This is a genomic window from Deltaproteobacteria bacterium, from assembly GCA_019308925.1.
Taxonomy (GTDB): Bacteria; Desulfobacterota; B13-G15; order B13-G15; family RBG-16-54-18; genus JAFDHG01.
The window spans coordinates 41,374-60,344 of record JAFDHG010000001.1 but is presented as its reverse complement, the minus strand read 5'-3'; the positions used below and the strand labels follow the sequence as shown (position 1 = coordinate 60,344).

The window sequence follows — 18,971 nt, the reverse complement described above, 5'->3', positions numbered from 1 at the left end:
AACTGAGAGGTGAGGTGCGCTAAAAATTTGATGCCGTTATCTATCATGTTGATATTAATGAGTTTTATTTATCTCCCACTTTTCTCTTGACAGGAGGCAATATAGGATGTCCCCTTCGTGCCCCTTTTGACGATCGGCAAGGCCCCTTGATACCTGAATTTCAGGCAACAATACAAGTTTCTAAAAGTGCCACCCGCTTTTCATCCCAGTGTGATAAATCCTATTGCAAGTCGTTAGGTGTTACGATACTATAAAATGTAAAATTGATTAGATAGAAGCATCTTCAGTTTCATAGCGTAACGAAAAGCTAAAATTTTAGGGGGAGGTGCACTATAATGAAGTTTACTCGTATTACTGTGGATCCTCTACAGATGGGAGGTGTACCGTGTATCCGTGGTTTACGAATTCCTGTGGCTACGATTGTGGATACAGTTGCTGAGGGGATAGGTGCAAAAGAGATTATTAAGCTATATCCAGATCTGGAACCCGAGGATATTCGAGAAGCCTTACGTTACGCCGCTGAAGCTGTGCGCGAGCGCGAGCTTCCTCTGGTGGTCCATGGATGAAATTTCTGATCGATAACGCCTTGTCTCCCATGGTAGCCGAGGAGCTGCATCGTGCTGGATTGGATGCGGTGCATGTGCGTGACGTTAACCTTCACAAGTCCACCGATGAAGAGGTTTTCGCATGGGCTGTAAAAGAAAAACGCATCATTATCTCCGCAGATACAGATTTTGGCACGATGTTGGCGTTGCGTTAGAAAGAAAGTCCTTCGTTGATCTTATTGCGTCGTGGAACCCCCCGCAGACCTCAAGGGCAAGTGGAGGTTCTTTTAACAAACCTACCGTCTATTCAGAAGTTTCTCAAGAAAGGATGTGTCGTCGTATTTGATCAAAGGCGCATAAGAGTTCGTCAGTTGCCCATCGGTGGTAAAAAAATAGAACAAAAAAAGTGATTGAGTCAAGCTATACTACCCAAGGGTACGCTGTTGAAAACCTTCCCCTTGCAGATGCGCGAATTTGCATGAAAAAAAGGGGGACATTAGTTCTAAAATAACTTGACGAAATAATTTTGAAGAGGGTAAGTAAAGAGTTGTTTTGAACTGAGAAGGTAACGTTGCTGAAAGATTTTGGTTTAAAAGAAAAAGAAGGGATTAGGCGTTCATCCATCAAGGTGGACAAGGATGGGAAATGGTACTTCCAGGGGAGGGAGATCATCCGGAAGGATATCCTCTCCCTCTTCTATGAACACCTCCACTTCGACAAAAATGGGTATTACGTGAAGATAAAAGGAGAGAGGGAATACCTGGAGGTGGAGGATACCATATTCCTGGTACAGGGGGCCGAGCTTGTCAGGGATGCTGAAGAGGCCTTTTTGATCCGCCTCAACGATGGTACCCAGGAGAGACTGGATTTGAACACCTTTCGGATCGCCGAGGCAAATGTCCCCTATTGTCGGGTAAAGGAGGGGAGGTTCCCTGCCAGATTTTTACGCCTCCCTTTTTACCAGGTGGCCCAACACGCCGAGTACGATGAGGAGGCTGACGAATACTTCCTCCTACTCAATGGGGAGAGGTTCCCCCTGAAGAGGGGCTCATAGATCCCTGAAGCTCCTCACCTCTAACCTCTTGCCATCGCTCGTTGCCATAATCGCCCCGTCCAAATCGGTCCGTAATACCCGACAGCCAAACCCCTTGTATCTCCTCACGACCCTCCTACTCGGGAAGTGAAAGGGGTTTCTGAAACCCAGGGAGATGACGGCATAGAGGGGGAAAACTTCCTTTACGAAGTAGTAAGTACTGGATGTCTTGCTTCCGTGATGGGGTACCTTGATCAACTGGGCACGTAACCCCTTGCTGGCCTTCAGCAGCCTTGCCTCCGCCTCTTTTTCTATATCTCCGGTGAACAGCAGGCTATGATCCCCAAAGGAGATTTTCAATACCACGGAGTTATTGTTGACCCAACCTCTTTTCCTCGGTCCCCCGGGCATCCATCCCATGGGGGGATGGAGAACTTCCACCCAGACCCCCCCTATAGATCTGGAGAATCCGTCCTCCGCCCTCACCATCCTGATCCTTTTTTCCTTTATGACCTGCAGGAGCTGTCGATAGGCAGGGGCAGGGCTCAGCAGCCCGTTGTGCCAAAACTCTTGTACCCGGAAGTGCTGGGCAACGAAGATAAGGCCCTTATAGTGGTCGGGTTGGGGATGGGTCAGGACCAGATAATCCACCCCCAAGATGCGCTTCTCCCAGAGGAAGGGGGCTACTACCTTCTCTCCCACGTCGAAATCCCCGTAAAGGCCTCCCCCATCGATCAACATCCTCTTGCCCCGGGGAAATTCTACCAAGGCGCAGTCCCCCTGCCCTACATCAAGAAAGGTTACCTGAAGCCCCTTTTGCCCATAACCCTTTAGCCCCCAATAGGAGAGGTCAAATAACACGAGAAAGAGGATGAGGGCCACGGCCATCCTCCTGAAGGAAGACCTCTTGAGCCAAAGGAGGGAGGCGATAAAGGAGTAAAAGATAACCATCTCCCATGCCGTGGGGCTCGGCAGGTAGAAAGAGGCAAAGGGCAAAGAGGAGATCAACTCCATCGCCCTTATCCCTCCATGGGATAGTTCAGCGGCCAGCTTTGCCAAGAGGGCCCCTAATGAAGGGAATATGGGTATAAAGGGGAGGCAGAGGAGCCCCAAGGGGAGAAGCCCCAACCCCACCAAGGGGATGATGATTGAATTGGATACCAGACCCATGGTGGAGAGACGGTGGAAGTGGAAGGCCACCACGGGGGAGGTGACCACTATGGCAGCAAAGGAGGCGATCAGAGATAAGGCTATCCCTCTCTTTAGCCTTCCCTCTTTTGCGCGGGTCAAAAGGGTCAGGGGGTCTTGAGGGAAGAGGCGGCGGTATAGGGGAGAGATAAGCAGGATGATGCCCAGCACAGAGGAGAAGGAGAGTTGAAAAGATGGATCCCAGAGGGAGGTGGGGGAGATGAGGAGGATGAGGAAGGCGGCGAAGGCCAGGGTGTTGAGGGGATTCCTATATCTGTCCAGGAGGATGGCCACCAGAAAGCAGCAGGCCACGATCCCCGCCCTGATGGTGGAGATGGGGAAACCTGTGATGAGGATATAGCAGAGCAGAGGGGGGAAGGTGGCCAGGGCGGCGACCTTTCTGGTGTCATACCGAAGGAGGACACGCTCCGATAATTTGAGGAGCCCCTGGGCGGATAAAAAGATCAGGGTAACGATGATGCCCAGGTGCAACCCCGAGATGGCGAGGATGTGGACTGCCCCGGCATCAATGAATGCCTCCCTGACCTCCTTAGGGATCTCCCCCCGCTCCCCGATGAGCAACGCCTTAAGCAATCCCCTGCCCGGAGGGAGGGTGTTTTCGTCCAAGAAGGCCTCTATCTCCTCCCGCCAGCGGTCGAACCGGCGCAAAAGAGGGTTTCCTCCCTTCTTGCTTAAGATCTGAACTTGGTCTCCACCCCGTACATATCCTGTGACCAATACCCCCCGGCGCCGCAGATACCCCTCATAGTCAAAGGACCCGGGGTTACGGAAGTTGCGGGGGTGATAGAGTTTGGCCTTTAAGCGTACCAGATAACCATACCTCAATTTTAAGGCAGGGTCTCTGATGGTGATCCTCACCTTTCCTGTGGATGGGGTACATTTATTCCCTTCGTAGATCCTCTCGACCAGTAGATAGATGACGATCTTTTCCCCCTTCCTCTGCGGGGGCCTGTAGATGGTCCCCGTCAACACCACTTTCTTCCCTTCGGGGATCTTCAAGATGTGATGGGGCACAAGGGTGGGGTACATCCTGAGATGAATTAGGAGGGCCCCCAGGGCGAGCAATGAGGCCAGGGCCAGCAACTTAGCTATCTTTTTGTTCTGGCGGCAGAGGAAAAGGAGCAGGGGGAGGGTTACCCCCAAAGATATAAGGGAGATGGACGTGGGGACCCATTCGCCCACCCAGATGCCAGCGATGAGGGCAAGGCTAATGGGGAGGAAGGGGGAGTTGAAACCTTTCCACCCCGATGGGATCATCACCAGACGCGGAAGTAGAGAGGTTCTTTAAGGTGATGATAATGATCCTCGATCACCCTGGGGACCGCCTCCTCGTCTACCCGCTGAACCAGGAAATGGTCGAATTCCTCAAACTGGGCGAGCCTTATCCCACTGGTAGTGGCCAGATCCAAGAAGCTCTGATCGATGACGAACTCTTCCATGGAGGTCTTTTGAAAGAAATCATCCTCCTTTATCTCAAAGAGGATAAAGGTGAAGGTGATGAGGGCATCTACAGGAAGGGTCCCTCTTTCCCTGTCCATGGGTCCCAAGCGGGTAAAGAATATCGCCTCCCCCAAGGCCGAGGCGACAAACTCCCGCAACCTGTAACACCTGATCTCCCCCTCTACCTTGATCTCTCCCGGTACCTTTTGGAGCTTGCGCACGGTGACCTCACGAAAGGGGATGATCAGCTCGCCCCGATAGGGGGATACCACCGATTGAAAGTTCACCTCATAGAGCTGCATCCCTTAATTGTCCTCCTTCCTGCAGGAGCCCCAGTTCCTCCAGTTTCTCGGCATTGGGGAAACCCGTCTCCGGGTCCCATCCCCTGGTGATAAAATACTTCATCAGGGTTTCCTTTACCTTCTCTTGATCCAAGACCCCCCTTCCTGTATCTTGCTGGTAGAAACGGTCGGGAAAGGTCCATCCTTCTATCTTTTCCCCTTCCCTCAGGTTGAACAGATGCTGCAAGTTCCAGATCCTCTCCCCTGCGCGCAAGACCTCCTCGGGGCTTAACTCGAGACCCAGGGTTGCGCGCAGTCCCTGACTGAACAGCTCAGGGCCAAAGGTCCTGAGCACCGGTGGCCTGATGCAGACCCCGGCGGCATTGATCAGGGTGATGAGCTCCTCGGCGTATTTGGCCATCTTGGGGATATCGACCTTGTGTGGTGGCTGACCGAATATCTCCTCCTTGAGCCCTGAGGGGATATCCATTCCCTCAATGAACTCCTCAGAGACCCCCAACTCCTCCTCCAGGTGGTTTCTGATTCCCCCTGGGAGATATTCGGCAGGGGACCTGGCACGGAGGTGATCCCCTCCCCTGACGTTGGTGAGGTAACCCAGGGACCATACATCCCATTTCGCCCTGGGGTCACGCACCGGTATCTCTCCCCCCTTGATGTGCAGGGCATATCCTTCACTCCCCCTTATCTTGGCCGACGCCCGGCGTACTCCCTCGGCCAGCAAGTCCCCAATACCCTCCCGGTGAGCGATCATCTTGATGAGCCGACGGATTCCTCGGACATCACCCCAGCCTACCTCCCCCCCTATCTCCTCTTTCCCCACCAACCCATTTTGGTAGCACTCGATCAAGAAAGAGATGACTCCGGCAGTTGATACCACATCCACACCGTACTGGCTACAGAGGTCAACACAGAGGACGATCTCGGGGATGGACTTGATCCCCAACTTCGCCCCGAACTCCATGTCATAGGTGATCTCCAAGCCGTGGAACTGATAGCCGAGGTGCTCCCCCTCCTTCACCCGGGACCAGTGGGTGCAGGCGATGGGGCAGGCGAAACAGGCAAGGTCTTTTTCCTTATACCTCTGGCCGAATGCCCGCCTCCCCCTAGTATCCTCCCAACCCTCTATAGAGCCTTGGGTGAAGTTGTAACCGGGCAGCGCCCCCAATTTATTATAGGGATCGGCGGCCACCATTGTGCCATACCTTCTGGTGTAGCCAAAGGAATCGTCCTTGGTGATCCTCCTGGTCGCCTCTTGGGCCATTCTGAGGGTCTCCTGGAGGTCAAAGACCTCCAGGGGGTGCTCTCCGCAGACCACTACCGCCTTCAGCATTTTGCTCCCCATGACCCCACCCAGCCCTGTCCTTCCCCAGGCGTGGTGGAGGTTGTTCTGGATGGAGGCAAAACGCACCATCTTCTCTCCCCCTTCCCCAACAGAGGCCACCTGGACGCCTTCCCCTTCCCTTTGGCGGAGGGCCTCCAACGTCCCCCATGTGCTCTTCCTCCAGAGGTGGGATGCATCCTTTATCTGAACCTCCCCATCCCTTATGAGGAGGTAGACAGGGGAGGGGGATCTGCCGAAGATAGCGATGTGGTCAAAACCAGCGTACCTCATCTGCGCCCCCCAATAGAGACCGGAGCTACTGGTCCCCAGCAGGTTGGTAAGGGGTGACTTGGCGGTGACCTCTGTCCGGCAGGCAGTGGGGATGTTTGTACCCACAAAGGGACCTACCCCGAAGATGAGGACGTTTTCCGCCCCAAATGAATCGGCCCCTCGGGGTATGAGATCGTAAGCAAGTCGAGCGTTGATCCCCACCCCACCGATATAGCCTCGACGCAGGGCCTCGATGTCCTCCCACCAGACCTTTTTAGAGGTGAGGTCAATGTTGAGTAGCCTGGCCATCCTCTCCCTCTTCCTGCAGAGACCCGGTGGGACACATCTTAACACAGGCCAGACACTTCTCGCACCCCTGATCTATGCTGATGGAGAAATGGGCCTCGTGTAGGTCTTCCTTTACGGTGATATATGCCTTGGCAGGCCAGAAGGATTTATAGTGGAGGGCGGAACAGATCAGGCTGCAGAGCATGCAGCCACAGCACAGTTCGGGATAGACCTGGATTTCTTTAGGCAAGGTCCCTGTCCCAGAATTTTCTCAGGAGGTCCCTGGCGATGATCACCCTTTGGATCTGATTGCTCCCCTCAAAGATCTGGGTGACCTTGGCATCCCGCATCATCCTCTCCACGGGGTAATCCTTGAGATATCCATAGCCGCCCAGGATCTGGACGGCATCGGTGGTCGCCCGCATGGCCACATCGGAGGCAAAACACTTGGCCATGGCCGAGAGTTTGTCCACCCCGATGGCGGACATCCGATCCCTCTCGTAGACCTTTTGGTTCAGCAAGGCCGAAGCCTTGTAAACCAAGGCCCTGGCGGCCTCGATTTGCATGGCCATGTCGGCCAGCATAAACTGTACCCCTTGGAAGTCGGCCAACTTTTGTCCGAATTGTACCCTATTGTTGGTATAGTCAATGGCGAAATCCAAGGCCCCTTGGGCGATTCCCACTGCCTGGGCACCGATGGCGGGTCGGGAGAGGTTGAGGGTCATCATGGTGATCTCCCATCCACCTCCCTCCTCTCCCAGGAGGTTCTCTTTGGGGACCACGGCGTTCTCAAAGATGAGGTCGGTGGTATCGGAACCCCTCATACCCAATTTGTCTTCTCTCTTGCCGATGGTGAGACCAAAGGTATCTTTTTCCACCATGAAGACTGAAATCCCCCGGGTCCTTTCCCCTGGTCTGGTGGTGACAAAGACGGCGTATAGATCGGCTGCTCCCCCGTTGGTCACAAAGCACTTCCTCCCGTTCAAGATGTAATAATCCCCTTCCAATACTGCGGTTGTCTTGATGGCAGAGGCATCAGAGCCCGCCTCGGGCTCTGTTAAGGCAAAAGCGGCCAGGGCATGGTCATTCGTCACCCGCTCGTAGAACCTCTTCTTCTGCTCTTCATTGCCGGCCACCATCAAAGGCATCAGGCCGACGGAGTGGGCCAGGATCATTAAGGAGCTGGAGCCACAGGCATAGGCAATCTCCTCTGCAATGATGCAGAAGGCGGTGATATCCCCGTCCATACCCCCGTAGCTCTCCGGAAGCATCACCGAGAGAAACCCCTGCTGGGCGAACAGTTCCGCCATATCCCACGGAAAGACCCCCGCCGCATCTATCTCTGCCGCCCTCCTGGCCACCTTAGTGGAGGCGATCTTCCTCACCGATTCCCTGAGCAGGCGATTGCGCTCCTCCTTCATCTCTAAGCTCACCACGTCCATGGCCCAATTTCCCTCGTTGTTTTGTATCTTATAGAAATAAAGTCTATAACACAAAAAGGGGCCCGTTAGCAAGGAAATTTTCCGCCAGCAAAAACCCCTTGCATTTTTGGTAAATGATCATAATAATAAAATTTGGTTCTCTTTCTACTTAGTTGGTAGAATTGAAAGAATTCAATAAGCTCTCAGCTACGAGCTACTTATGCGCATCTTGGTGGTAGAGGACGAGAAGAAGGTGGCCAGCTTTATCAAAAAGGGGTTGGAGGAGGAGTATTATGCCGTAGACTGCGCCTACGATGGGGAGGAGGCCCTCTACATGGTGGAGGTCAACGATTATGACCTAGTGATCCTGGACATTATGCTCCCCAAAATAGATGGTCTGGAGGTCTTGAAGAGGGTGAGGGATAATGGGTTAAGCCTTCCCATCCTGATGTTGACTGCCAAGGACTCCGTGGAGGATATCGTAAGGGGGCTTGATACTGGCGGTGACGACTACCTGACCAAGCCCTTTGCCTTCGCCGAATTGCTGGCCAGGGTGAGGGCCCTGCTCAGGAGGAAGGAACGGGAGCCCCTGGGTGAGCTGAGGGTGGCCGACCTGACGCTAGATCCCTTGACCCACAAGGTTAGCAGGGGTGGGAAGGAGATCGAGTTCACGGCCAAGGAGTATGCCCTCCTAGAATACCTGATGCGCCATGCCAACCGGGTAGTGACCAGGACTATGATCTCGGAACACGTCTGGGACTATCATTTTGACCCCATGACCAACGTCATTGATGTCTATGTAAATCACCTGCGTAAAAAGATAGATCTGAACTTCCCACACAAACTGATCCACACCATCAGGGGGGTGGGTTATATATTGAAGGGATAGAGGAGTATGTTTTTCAAGACCATAAAATTCAAACTCACCCTTTGGTATGTGGTGATCCTGGGGATCATCCTCTCCTCTTTTGGTCTATTCTTGTATTTTACCCTGGCCGATAGCCTCCACAGGGGATTGGACAACAAGATAAAGACCATGGCGGAGGTCATTGCCTCCTCTGTACGCAGCCCCCTGGGAGGAGGTCCTAACATCGCCGATATCGACCGGATCATGACAGAGCACTTCGGGATAAGGCCTTTGGGGAGGTTTGTCCAGGTATTGGACGAATCAGGGAGGGTCGGGGACAGATCGACCAACCTGAGGAATGTGAAGATCCCCATCAGCGTTCAGACCCTGAAGGAGGCGGCCCGGGGGAGGGTGACCTTTGAGACCATCAAGGTCATGGGAAAGTATCCCTTGCGGGTAGTGACCTTACCCATCATAGAGAACGGGAGGATGGTAGGGATTGTACAGGTGGGTAGTTCCCTGGAGGGGGTGGAGGAGGCCCTTCATCAACTCCTCCTCATCCTGCTGATCGCCTTCCCGGCCGCCTTGCTGGTCACCAGTGTCGGGGGGCTTTTTCTGGCCAATAAGGCCCTAAGACCAGTGGACGAGATCACCCAGATCGCCCGCCGGATCGGCTCCGGTGACCTCAGCCAAAGGATAAGGATAAAGAGGGTAAATGATGAAATAGGGAGGCTGGCCTCGACCTTCAACGAGATGATCGCCAAGTTGGAGGAATCTTTTCGCCAGGTAAAGCGCTTCACCGCCGATGCCTCTCATGAGCTCAAGACCCCTTTGACCATCCTCAGGGGGGAGGTGGAAGTAGGGCTAAAAAAGAAGAGGGACCTGGGGGAATATCGGCGGATATTGGCCAGCAACCTGGAGGAGATAGACCGCATGTCCCGTATTGTAGGGGACCTGCTCACCCTCTCCCGGGCGGACATGGGGGAATTCAAATTGGAGCGGGAGGAGGTGGATCTGTCTTACCTGGCCCGGGAGGTATGGGAAGACCTCCAGCTCCTGGCCCAGGAGAGGGGTGTCTTGCTGCAATGCATGGACGATGGCTTCACACAGGTAGAGGGGGACCCCCTGCTTCTGCGCCAACTCATCTTGAATTTGGTGGAGAACGGGGTAAAATATACCCCTTCCGGGGGCGAGGTAGAGTTGAGGGTGAAGGGGGACCGGGAAAAGGGGGTGGTCAAGATCCAGGTCACCGACACAGGGGTAGGGATCGACCAACAGGATCTAGAACGGGTCTTTGATCGCTTCTTCCGGGTGGATAAGGCGAGGTCACGGGACACTGGTGGGACAGGGTTGGGGTTGAGCATTTGCAAGTGGATTGCCCAATCCCATCAGGGCCAGATTGCGGCGGAGAGCGAGCTGGGAAAGGGGAGCACCTTCACGGTAACCATCCCCTTGAAAGATTAAAAAGATTTAATCTTTCTTTAATCGATTTTTAATCTTCCTTGGTTACAATAGAGGCAAAAAGATAGACCGAGGAAGAAGATGTTTTTCAAGTTTGTGATGGAAGGAGGTCATGTTGGGGCAGGAAAGAGTTACGAGATGGTGAGGTATTTTGAGGGGGATGACATCTTCAGCGTCCTTGCCAATGTACTCCGTATCCCTCGCTTGAAGAAGAGGGAGTTCGCCGGAGGTATCAAGCTTATCAAGGAGGTCTCCTGGAAGGAATATATCAAAGGCAAGAGGAGAGAGGAAAGGGACCCCTACCTAAACCGTCATTAACCTCTTTTCACCCCTTACTTCCTTCATTAATCTATCAAATAAAATTAATATAAAAGGAGCAAGGTTATGAGGTATTCTCCCAGGATAACGCTCATTGTATCTTTGATTGTTTCTCTAATCATCTTCCCCTCTCTTTCCCCTGGTAAGGAAATCACCCAACTGCCCTCTTTGGCCAACTTGGCCAAGGAGCTGAAGCCCACCGTGGTCAACATCAGCACCACCAAGTTGGTGAAAAGTCCTTTAGATGATTTCTTTAGAGGTTTTAGGGACTTCCACGATTTCTTCGGGGATGAGTTCTTTAAGAGGTTCTTCGGAGATAGATATCCGAGGGAGTTCAGACAGAAGAGCCTGGGCTCGGGCTTCATCATCGATAAGGAGGGATATATCCTCACCAACCATCACGTGGTAGAGAAGGCGGAGGAGATTAAGGTCAAACTCTCGGACAAAAAGATATATGACGCCCAGGTAATAGGGAAAGACCCCAAGACGGACCTGGCCCTGATCAAGATCGAGGCCGATGGAGACCTCCCTGTGGCCCGCTTGGGTGATTCGGACAGGCTGGAGGTGGGGGAGTGGGTCATCGCCATCGGGAACCCCTTCGGTCTGGAGCAGACCGTCACTGCCGGGATCATCAGCGCCAAGGGGAGGGTGATCGGGGCCGGCCCTTATGACGACTTTCTCCAGACCGACGCCTCCATCAACCCTGGCAACAGTGGCGGGCCTCTCTTTAATCTCAAGGGGGAGGTGGTGGGGATAAATACCGCCATTGTAGCTGGGGGGCAAGGGATAGGGTTTGCCATACCCATCAATATGGCCACGAGGCTGCTGCCCCAGCTCAAAAAGGGACGGGTGGTCTATGGTTATCTCGGGGTCTATATACAGGACCTGACCCCTGAACTGGCGCACTCCTTCGGTTTAAAGGAACCCAGAGGGGCGTTGATCTCCGAGGTGATCCCGGACACCCCTGCCGAGAAGGGGGGGCTCAAGAAGGCTGATGTCGTCCTGGAGTATGACGGAAAAGAGGTGAAAGATAGATATCAGTTCACCAAGATGGTGGGCAGGACCCCTATAGGCAAGAAGGTAAAGATCGTTGTCTTGCGAAAAGGAAAGCACAAGACCTTGTCGCTCACCATCGGTGAGCTAAAAGAAAAGCAGGTCGCCGCCACCAAGCCTGAGGAGATAGATCGGTGGGGTCTGAAGGTCCAAGATGTCACCCCTGAACTGGCCGCCCATTTGGGGCTTCCCGACGATGAAGGGGTGGTGATCACTGAGGTGGAGCCAGGTTCACCTACCCAGGAGGCCGGGTTAAGAGGTGGGGATGTGATCATCGAGGTGGAACACCACAGGATCAGGGATCTGGGTGAGTACCGAAAGTATATAGGGCGTTACAAAAAGAAGAGGACCCTCTTGCTCACCGTGAGGATGAAGGCGCATAACTATCATACCTTCTTTGTGGTCTTGAAGAAAAAGGGCTAGATGACCTTATTCAGGGGGTACTCTATAATCCCCACCGCCCCCTTTTTGAGCAGTTGTGGAATGAGATCCCGAGCCTCTTTTTCAGACATAACCGTCTCCACCGAGACCCAATCCTGATGATATAGATTTGCCACAGTGGGGGCGGTGATACTGGGCAGGACCGCCATTACTTCTCCAAGTTTCTCCTTGGGGACGTTCATCTTCAGGCCAACCATCCCCTCGGCGTCCAAAGCCCCCTTCAGAAGCCTGGCAATCTGTTCTATCTTCTCCCTTTTCCAGGGGTCCCCCCAGGCCTCTCTATTGGCGATGAGTTGGGGATAAGTAGTCATTAATTCCTCTACAATCCTGAGGCCATTGGCCCTGATGGTGCTTCCGGTCTCCGTCACCTCCACGATGGCGTCGGCCAGCCCTTCCACCACCTTGGCCTCTGTTGCCCCCCAGGAGAACTCCACATCTGCCTTGATACCCTTTTCGGCGAAGTACCTTCGGGTAAAGTTCACCACCTCGGTGAAAACCTTTTTCCCTTTGAGGTCCTCAATCCGCTTGACAGGGGAGGTCTCCGCTACCACCAACACCCATCGCGCGGGCCGCTGGGTGGCCTTGGAATAGACCAGATCCTGCACCACCACCACATCTGATTCGTTCTCCAAGATCCAATCCTTGCCGGTGAGGCCCACATCCAGGGTTCCAATCTCCACAAAACGGGACATCTCCTGGGCCCGCACCAAGGTGCACCGAATCTCAGGGTCGTCAATAGTGGGAAAGTAACTCCTGGAACTCAGTGTGATCTTCCAACCTGAACGGCGAAAGAGCTCGATAGTAGCCTTCTCCAGACTCCCCGTGGGTATCCCTAGCTTCAATAGCTTCACCGGTATACCTCCTCCGGATCGAACACCTTCTCACCCACCTCTTTCAGCTTGCCTCCCTCCAGCTTCCGATAGAAACAGCTCCGGTGGCCCGTATGGCAGGCGGCTCCTCCCCTCTGGATTACCTTTAGAAGGACGGTATCCTCATCACAGTCCACATAGATCTCCTTCACCTCCTGAAAGTTCCCCGAGGTTTCCCCCTTGACCCATAGTTGGTTCCTCGACCTACTCCAATAGGTGGCCTGGCGGGTCCTCAGGGTCTGGTCCCAGGCCTGGCTGTTCATGAAGGCCACCATCAAGACCTCCCCTGAGGTGTAGTCCTGTACTACCACCGGGACCAAACCACCCAACTTCCCGAAATTAAGCTCTAGCATCTCCTGTCTCCTATTTACTTCTTTAACATATTTAGTCAGTTATATCAACCACCCCCGACAGATATTCGATCTGTCCCTCTGGGGGCCCTGTACCCTGAAGTGAGGCCGAAGACAGCGTGGGAGCTGAAACATCCTTGAACGTCTCCTCTTGCCGTGATATTTTCACGGTAAAAGTTGTGCAAAAGGAGAAGGTTAAAAAATATGTCCCAGTTGGCCTTTTGGTAGGCAAGCTATGGAACCTAAAGAGAAGACCATATTCGGCTGGTGTATATATGACTGGGCAAACTCTGCCTTTGCCACGACCATCCTGGCAGCGGTACTTCCCATCTACTTTGTCTCTATTGTCCCTGAGGGGGGAGTGGATATCAACATCCTAGGGTTCAAGTTCCATACCTTCGCCACCCCCTTGTGGAGCTATAGTGTTACCATTGCCACGGCCCTCGTGGCGGTGAGCTCTCCGATCCTGGGGGCCATCGCCGACTACTCCCAGACCAAGAGGAAATTTCTCATCTTCTACTGTTATCTGGGGGCCCTATTCACTGCACTTCTGGTCACGGTGGGTTACGGGAATTACCTACGGGCCTCCATCTTCTTCATTATGGCCAATATCGGCTTTGCCGGTGGGAATGTCTTCTACAATAGTTTTTTACCGGAGATTGCCGCTGAAGGGGAGCGGGAATATGTCTCTGGGAAGGGGTTTGCCTATGGGTATTTGGGGGGAGGACTCCTCCTGGCCCTGAACCTCCTGATGATCCAAAAGCACGATTGGTTCGGTATCCCTGATATGGCCTGGGGTTCCCGGCTCAGCTTCCTCGCCGTGGGTATCTGGTGGGGGATCTTTGCCATCCCCACCTTCCTTTATGTGAAGGACAAGAAGAACAGGGTAGTTGAGAATGTTAGGTATGTCCGCCGAGGGTTCAAGACCCTGACAGGTACCTTTCGGAAGATAAAGAATTTTAGAGAACTCTTGAAATTCCTCATCAGTTTCCTCATCTACAACGACGGCATTCAGACGGTGATTGTCATGGCTGCCATCTTCGGCAGGGAGGAATTGGGCTTTGACACCTTGACTTTGATCGGATGTCTGCTGATGGTTCAGATAATCGGGGTCCCCTCCTCCCTTTTCATGGGGAAATTTGCCCAGTGGGTCGGGGAGAAGAGGACTATTTACATCTGTCTGATCGTCTACTGCGTGGTAGTCATCTATGGGTATTTCATGACCAAACCCTTGGAGTTCTGGATACTGGGGTTTCTAGTGGGGTTGGTTCAGGGAGGAAGTCAGGCCATCAGCCGCTCCCTCTATAGCAGCCTCTTTCCCGTCCGTCATTCGGCTGAGTTTTTTGGCTTCTTTGCTATAGCCAATAAGTTTACCTCCATCTTCGGCCCTCTCATCTTCGGATTGGTGGCCAATATCACGGGGTCTATTCGGAATTCCATATTGGGCCTGATTGTGTTCTTCCTCGTAGGCTTAATGATCTTGATAACAGTAGACGTGGACCGGGGAAAGGAGGCAGCCAGGACAGTAGTTATTGAATAGGACCGCCAGTCAAGGGAGATAGAGCAAATATCGTTGCATATCAAGACCGCCTCCGGAGTGCCTCGTCCCTTTTTTGGCTTTGGCCGCAAAATAATTCTTGTCATTTATTCCAATTTGTTGTATCCCAAGCCCCCATGATGGTTTGTATTTATCCCTACCCCTGTAAAATACAGGTTTCAAGGATTCGAGGGTTCAAGGGGTCAAGGGATTGTCATTCACTAGAACCCAAGACCCCTAGGTTCCTAGAATCCTGCCTTATTAGGGGGTTTCAGGGGGCCTTGCCCCCTGAAGTAAGGCCAAAATATCATTTAAGGCAAGAATACCCTTGAGCTTAACTTCATACCGTGGTACTTTCACGGTGAAGATGAAGGATGTGGTAGGGATTGGTGCCCTGAACCTGGACCTCCTGTACGAGGTCGAGGACCTAAAGGTCCTGCAAGAGGGGGGTCCCTTCTGTGCAGGGGGGGAGACCTCTTTGCCCCCAATGGAGTTCACAAAGTTCTTGGGGAGGGTGTCGCAGGTGGGGACCTTGAGATTTAGGAGCGCAGGGGGGTCAGCGGCCAATACTGTTGTGGCCCTAGCCAGGATGGGATTTAAGACAGGGTTTGTGGGTAGGGTGGGCGCCGATGAAGAGGGGGCGTTCATCCTCCAAGAGATGGAGAGGGCGGACCTGTCGCAGGTGAAAAGGGGAGGTAAAAGCGGCATCTGCCTGGCGGTATTGGATCGCCAGAGGGATCGGGCCCTGTTGGTACAACCCCATGTCAACGACTCGTTACGTTATGAGGATATGGATCTCCCCTACTTATCTTCCACCCGTTATCTTCATCTGAGCTCCTTTGTGGGAGAGGGTCCCCTGGAGGCCAGCAAACAGCTCATGAAGTCCCTCCCAACTGGTGTAAGGGTGAGTATGGATCCAGGGGAGTTTTATGCCCGAAGGGGCCTGAAGGAGGTCCTACCCCTCATTCAGAGGTCATCCATCCTCTTCGCGACTGCCCATGAGATCCTCACCCTCACCGGCAAGGATGATTATAGGGCTGGATGCAAAGAGATCCTCTCCCTGGGGCCTGAGGTGGTGGTCTGTAAGATGGGAGAGGAGGGGGCATACCTGTCCTCCAAAGAAAGGGGGATGGAATTCCATCCCCAGGGGGAGGCAGAGGTGGTCGATAACACCGGGGCAGGGGATGTCTACAATGCCGGTTTCCTGGCCGGTCTGCTTCTGGGGAGACCGCTGAATGATTGTTTGGCCTTTGCCCATCAGGTGGCGGCCAAGAGCCTCGGCGATTATGGGAGGAAGCGGTATCCGGATGCAGGGGATCTGAAGGCCATCCAGAGGTGATAAAGATGCCATTTCGTTTCGCTTGGTTCTCCACGGGAAGGGATGAGCCAGCGAGGCAACTACTACAGGTGGTCTGGGAGAAGATCGGCGAAGGCCTCATCCCGGGGGAGATATCCTATGTCTTCTGCGACCGTGAAAGGGGGGAGGGAGAACAGAGCGATCTCTTTTTAGATCTCACCGAGGAACTGGGTTTGAAGGCGGTCACCTTTTCATCACACCGCTTTCGGCCCGATCTTCGCCAGAGGAATTTGGAAGGATGGCGTACCGAATACCATCAGGAAGTGATGGAGAGGATAGCCCCCTATCCCCATGACCTTATCGTCCTGGCCGGCTACATGCTGATCGTGAGCCCTCAGATGTGCCGCAGCCATTCCATGATTAACCTCCACCCCGCCCTGCCCGGCGGACCCACAGGAACATGGGAGGAGGTGATCGAGGAGTTGATTCGGCAGGGGGCGCAGTCTACAGGGGTGATGATGCATCTGGTCACCGAAGAACTGGACAGGGGACCTGTAGTCACTTATTGCACCTTTCCCATCCAGGGGGGTGCATTTGCCCCCCTCTGGGGGGGAGGTCCTTCGGAAAGGGGGGACCTCTTCTGGCGGATCCGTCAGGAGGGAGTGCGCCGGGAGATCCCGCTGATCGTCCTCACCCTGAAGGCCTTGGCCGAAGGAAAAATAAGGATAAAAGAGGGGAAGATCCTGGACAACAGGGGGGAGAAGGTGAATGGCCTCTCCCTGACGCATGAGGTGGAGGAGTACCTGAGGGTTTGAGATGAGGATCTTTGTCACAGACTGCGAAGGCCCGATCTCCAAGAATGACAATGCCATGGAACTCGCCGCCCATTTTATCCCCCAGGGAGAGGAATTCTTCTCATTGTTGAGCAAGTACGACGACTATTTGGCCTATGTGGAGAAGAGGCCTGGATACAAGGCCGGCGACACCCTGCGTCTCATCCTCCCCTTTCTCAAGGCCTTCGGCGCAACGGACAAAAAGATAGAGGAATATTCCCGGGATCACATCCTCCTGATGCCCGGTGCTGAGGAAACCCTAAAATTTATCAAGGGGAGGATGCCTGTTTTTATCATCAGCACCAGCTACGCGCCTTATATCAGGGCCCTCTGTGAGGTCATCGATTTCCCTCTCCAGGAGGCATATTGTACCAAACTAGAGCTCGACCGCTACCCTCTACCTCCAGAGGAGGAGGGTTATCTGCGAAATGTGGCAGAGGAGATTGTCCAAATGCCGATGATCGAATGGTGGGAGGGGGCTAAGGGACCTGCTGAGCTTCCTCCACAGGGGAGGGATGCCGTTCAGCGGCTCAACCAGATCTTCTGGAATGAGATGGCCGGTATGAGGATTGGGAGGGTCTTGGAGGAGGTGGACCCGATAGGTGGAGAGGGCAAGGCCGCTGCCTTGAAGGATGTTTTGCACAGGACCGGGAGTGACCTATCTGAGGTTTTGTATGTGGGGGATAGCATCACCGACCTCCAAGCCCTAAAGTTGGTAAGGGAAAAGGGGGGATTGGCCGTTTCCTTTAATGGAAACTCCTATGCCATCCAGGGGGCACAGGTGGCCTGCCTGGGGCAGGATACGGGGATTATCTCCATCTTGGCACAACTTTTCGCTGAAAGGGGAACGGGTTCGGTACTGTCCATACTAGCCCGGTGGGGCGAGGAAACATTGCGCTCTGCTGGGGTAGAGGAAAGAATGTTGATCCACTTATTGGGTGCCGAAGTAGGGGAGATTACCCCCGAGAATCAGACCCTCTGGACGGAAAAGAGCCAGCGCATTCGTCACCAGGTGAGGGGGATACGTATAGGGTCCCTTGGATAAGGGGTATCATGAAGAAAGAATCCTTGTTTAACCTGTTATTCCTAGCACTTGTCATCCTTGCCTTTTATCTCTTTTACCGCATACTGTCCCCTTATCTCTCAACCCTAGCTTGGGCCGTTATCCTCACTATCATCTTTTACCCCCTCTTTAAGGTGGTTAACAACGCCTTCCACCATCGGCGGGGATTGGCCGCCATAGCGATGACCATCGTAGTCATCGTCGTCATCATTATCCCCTCGGGTTTCCTGCTTAACCTCATCGCCAATGAACTGATAGACGTATACAATTACTGTGAACAGCTCGTCAAAGAAGGAAGGCATATAGCGTTTCTAGAGGGTTTGAAGAAATTGAGCCTCTTTCAAAGGATTTGGGAGGTGCTGGATCGCAATTTTGATCTCTCCCAAGTAAACCTCAATACGCTCCTGCTGGATAATCTGAAAAAGCTGAGCCTTTATGCAGCCGGCCAGACCTCCAAGTTCATCAAGAGGCTCTCCACCGTTATCTTTCAATTCTTCCTGATGTCCCTAGCGCTCTTCTTTCTCTTCAGGGATGGTGAGAAGGTTATGGAAAAGATAAAGGCCCTTATTCCCTTTTCCTCCAAAGAGAAGGAGAATATCCTGAGGAGGATGGTCGAGATGATCCAGGCTACTATTTATGGAGGGATTGTGGTGGCCCTGGTTCAGGGGGGGTTAGGGGGGTTGGGTTTTTGGATCTTAGGACTCCCTGCCCCTCTCTTTTGGGGGGCGGTGATGACCTTCCTCTCCTTTCTCCCCGTTGTGGGTTCCTTCTTGGTCTGGGTCCCTGCCGCCGTGATCCTCTTCGTCCAGGGGTCCTACATCAAGGCATTGATCCTCTTCGGTTGGGGTGCGATTCTGGTGAGCCTATCGGACAACTTCCTCCGCCCCCTCCTCATCAGCGGAAGGACCCAAGTCCACACCCTTTTGCTCTTTTTCGGCATCTTAGGTGGGCTGAAGGTCTTCGGCTTCTTGGGGTTTGTTGCGGGGCCCCTGGTCATCACCATCTGTCTGGCCATAATAGATATCTACACCTCTGCCACCGATAAAACTGAAGCCTAACGAAAAATCACATGA

At 53.4% G+C, this 18,971-nt stretch carries 18 protein-coding genes and 1 pseudogene; 12 read left to right on the top strand and 7 right to left on the bottom strand.

Annotated features, from left to right (window positions below; genetic code table 11):
* The first annotated feature begins 335 nt into the window (after positions 1 to 335).
* The 3 genes and pseudogenes from JRI46_00300 (at position 336) to JRI46_00290 (ending at position 1,599) form a co-directional block, all read left to right on the top strand.
* Positions 336 to 566: a DUF433 domain-containing protein gene (locus JRI46_00300; GenBank protein ID MBW2038031.1), complete on the top strand. Its 231-nt coding sequence runs from the start codon at positions 336 to 338 to the stop codon at positions 564 to 566.
* Positions 563 to 955 (top strand): annotated as a pseudogene (locus tag JRI46_00295) (DUF5615 family PIN-like protein). The gene JRI46_00300 and the pseudogene JRI46_00295 overlap by 4 nt, the downstream one beginning before the upstream one ends.
* 161 nt (positions 956 to 1,116) lie before the next feature.
* On the top strand, positions 1,117 to 1,599 hold the full coding sequence (locus tag JRI46_00290; protein ID MBW2038030.1) for a DUF1285 domain-containing protein: 483 nt from the start codon (positions 1,117 to 1,119) through the stop codon (positions 1,597 to 1,599).
* Here JRI46_00290 and JRI46_00285 read toward each other — a convergent pair.
* The 5 genes from JRI46_00285 to JRI46_00265 are packed head-to-tail and all read right to left on the bottom strand — an operon-like array spanning position 1,594 to position 7,850.
* The gene (locus JRI46_00285) at positions 1,594 to 4,044 is read right to left on the bottom strand and encodes a DNA internalization-related competence protein ComEC/Rec2 (GenBank protein MBW2038029.1); all 2,451 of its coding nucleotides are present in this window, start codon (positions 4,042 to 4,044) and stop codon (positions 1,594 to 1,596) included. The genes JRI46_00290 and JRI46_00285 overlap by 6 nt on opposite strands.
* Complete coding sequence (locus JRI46_00280) at positions 4,044 to 4,529, bottom strand: hypothetical protein (protein MBW2038028.1); 486 nt, start codon at positions 4,527 to 4,529, stop codon at positions 4,044 to 4,046. Before JRI46_00280 ends, JRI46_00285 begins: the two co-directional genes overlap by 1 nt.
* Positions 4,516 to 6,429 (bottom strand): aldehyde ferredoxin oxidoreductase family protein, encoded by a 1,914-nt coding sequence (locus JRI46_00275; protein MBW2038027.1) that lies wholly within the window; start codon positions 6,427 to 6,429, stop codon positions 4,516 to 4,518. The genes JRI46_00280 and JRI46_00275 overlap by 14 nt, the downstream gene beginning before the upstream one ends.
* A complete protein-coding gene (locus tag JRI46_00270) occupies positions 6,407 to 6,658 on the bottom strand; it encodes a hypothetical protein (GenBank protein ID MBW2038026.1) in 252 nt (83 codons plus the stop codon). Before JRI46_00270 ends, JRI46_00275 begins: the two co-directional genes overlap by 23 nt.
* Entirely contained in the window at positions 6,651 to 7,850 is a 1,200-nt protein-coding gene (locus JRI46_00265; protein ID MBW2038025.1) for an acyl-CoA dehydrogenase family protein, read from the bottom strand. The genes JRI46_00270 and JRI46_00265 overlap by 8 nt, the downstream gene beginning before the upstream one ends.
* Before the next feature lie 199 nt (positions 7,851 to 8,049).
* On the opposite strand from JRI46_00265, the gene JRI46_00260 reads away from it, so the two are divergent.
* From JRI46_00260 to JRI46_00245, 4 genes are all read left to right on the top strand, one after another.
* A complete protein-coding gene (locus JRI46_00260; GenBank protein ID MBW2038024.1) occupies positions 8,050 to 8,718 on the top strand; it encodes a response regulator transcription factor in 669 nt (222 codons plus the stop codon).
* A gap of 6 nt (positions 8,719 to 8,724) precedes the next feature.
* Complete coding sequence (locus JRI46_00255; protein ID MBW2038023.1) at positions 8,725 to 10,140, top strand: heavy metal sensor histidine kinase; 1,416 nt, start codon at positions 8,725 to 8,727, stop codon at positions 10,138 to 10,140.
* Positions 10,141 to 10,218: 78 nt separating this feature from the next.
* Complete coding sequence (locus JRI46_00250) at positions 10,219 to 10,455, top strand: hypothetical protein (protein MBW2038022.1); 237 nt, start codon at positions 10,219 to 10,221, stop codon at positions 10,453 to 10,455.
* 66 nt (positions 10,456 to 10,521) lie between these two features.
* Positions 10,522 to 11,931, top strand: coding sequence for a DegQ family serine endoprotease (locus tag JRI46_00245; protein ID MBW2038021.1), 1,410 nt, complete (start codon positions 10,522 to 10,524; stop codon positions 11,929 to 11,931).
* On the opposite strand, the gene JRI46_00240 is transcribed toward JRI46_00245, so the two are convergent.
* Positions 11,928 to 12,800: an ATP phosphoribosyltransferase gene (locus JRI46_00240; protein MBW2038020.1), complete on the bottom strand. Its 873-nt coding sequence runs from the start codon at positions 12,798 to 12,800 to the stop codon at positions 11,928 to 11,930. The genes JRI46_00245 and JRI46_00240 overlap by 4 nt on opposite strands.
* The gene (hisI, locus tag JRI46_00235; GenBank protein ID MBW2038019.1) at positions 12,797 to 13,171 is read right to left on the bottom strand and encodes a phosphoribosyl-AMP cyclohydrolase; all 375 of its coding nucleotides are present in this window, start codon (positions 13,169 to 13,171) and stop codon (positions 12,797 to 12,799) included. The genes JRI46_00240 and hisI overlap by 4 nt, the downstream gene beginning before the upstream one ends.
* Before the next feature lie 232 nt (positions 13,172 to 13,403).
* Between hisI and JRI46_00230 the strand changes: the two genes are divergently transcribed.
* The 5 genes from JRI46_00230 (at position 13,404) to JRI46_00210 (ending at position 18,956) form a co-directional block, all read left to right on the top strand.
* Entirely contained in the window at positions 13,404 to 14,708 is a 1,305-nt protein-coding gene (locus JRI46_00230; GenBank protein ID MBW2038018.1) for an MFS transporter, read from the top strand.
* 364 nt (positions 14,709 to 15,072) lie between these two features.
* Positions 15,073 to 16,044 carry a carbohydrate kinase family protein gene (locus JRI46_00225; protein ID MBW2038017.1) on the top strand — a complete coding sequence of 324 codons (972 nt, stop codon included), beginning with the start codon at positions 15,073 to 15,075 and terminating at the stop codon, positions 16,042 to 16,044.
* Between the two features lie 5 nt (positions 16,045 to 16,049).
* Positions 16,050 to 16,817 (top strand): formyl transferase, encoded by a 768-nt coding sequence (locus tag JRI46_00220; GenBank protein ID MBW2038016.1) that lies wholly within the window; start codon positions 16,050 to 16,052, stop codon positions 16,815 to 16,817.
* Between the two features lies 1 nt (position 16,818).
* Positions 16,819 to 17,880, top strand: a complete 1,062-nt coding sequence (locus JRI46_00215; protein MBW2038015.1) for a hypothetical protein — start codon at positions 16,819 to 16,821, stop codon at positions 17,878 to 17,880.
* An 8-nt stretch (positions 17,881 to 17,888) separates the two neighbouring features.
* Positions 17,889 to 18,956 (top strand): AI-2E family transporter, encoded by a 1,068-nt coding sequence (locus tag JRI46_00210; GenBank protein MBW2038014.1) that lies wholly within the window; start codon positions 17,889 to 17,891, stop codon positions 18,954 to 18,956.
* Positions 18,957 to 18,971: the final 15 nt, after the last annotated feature.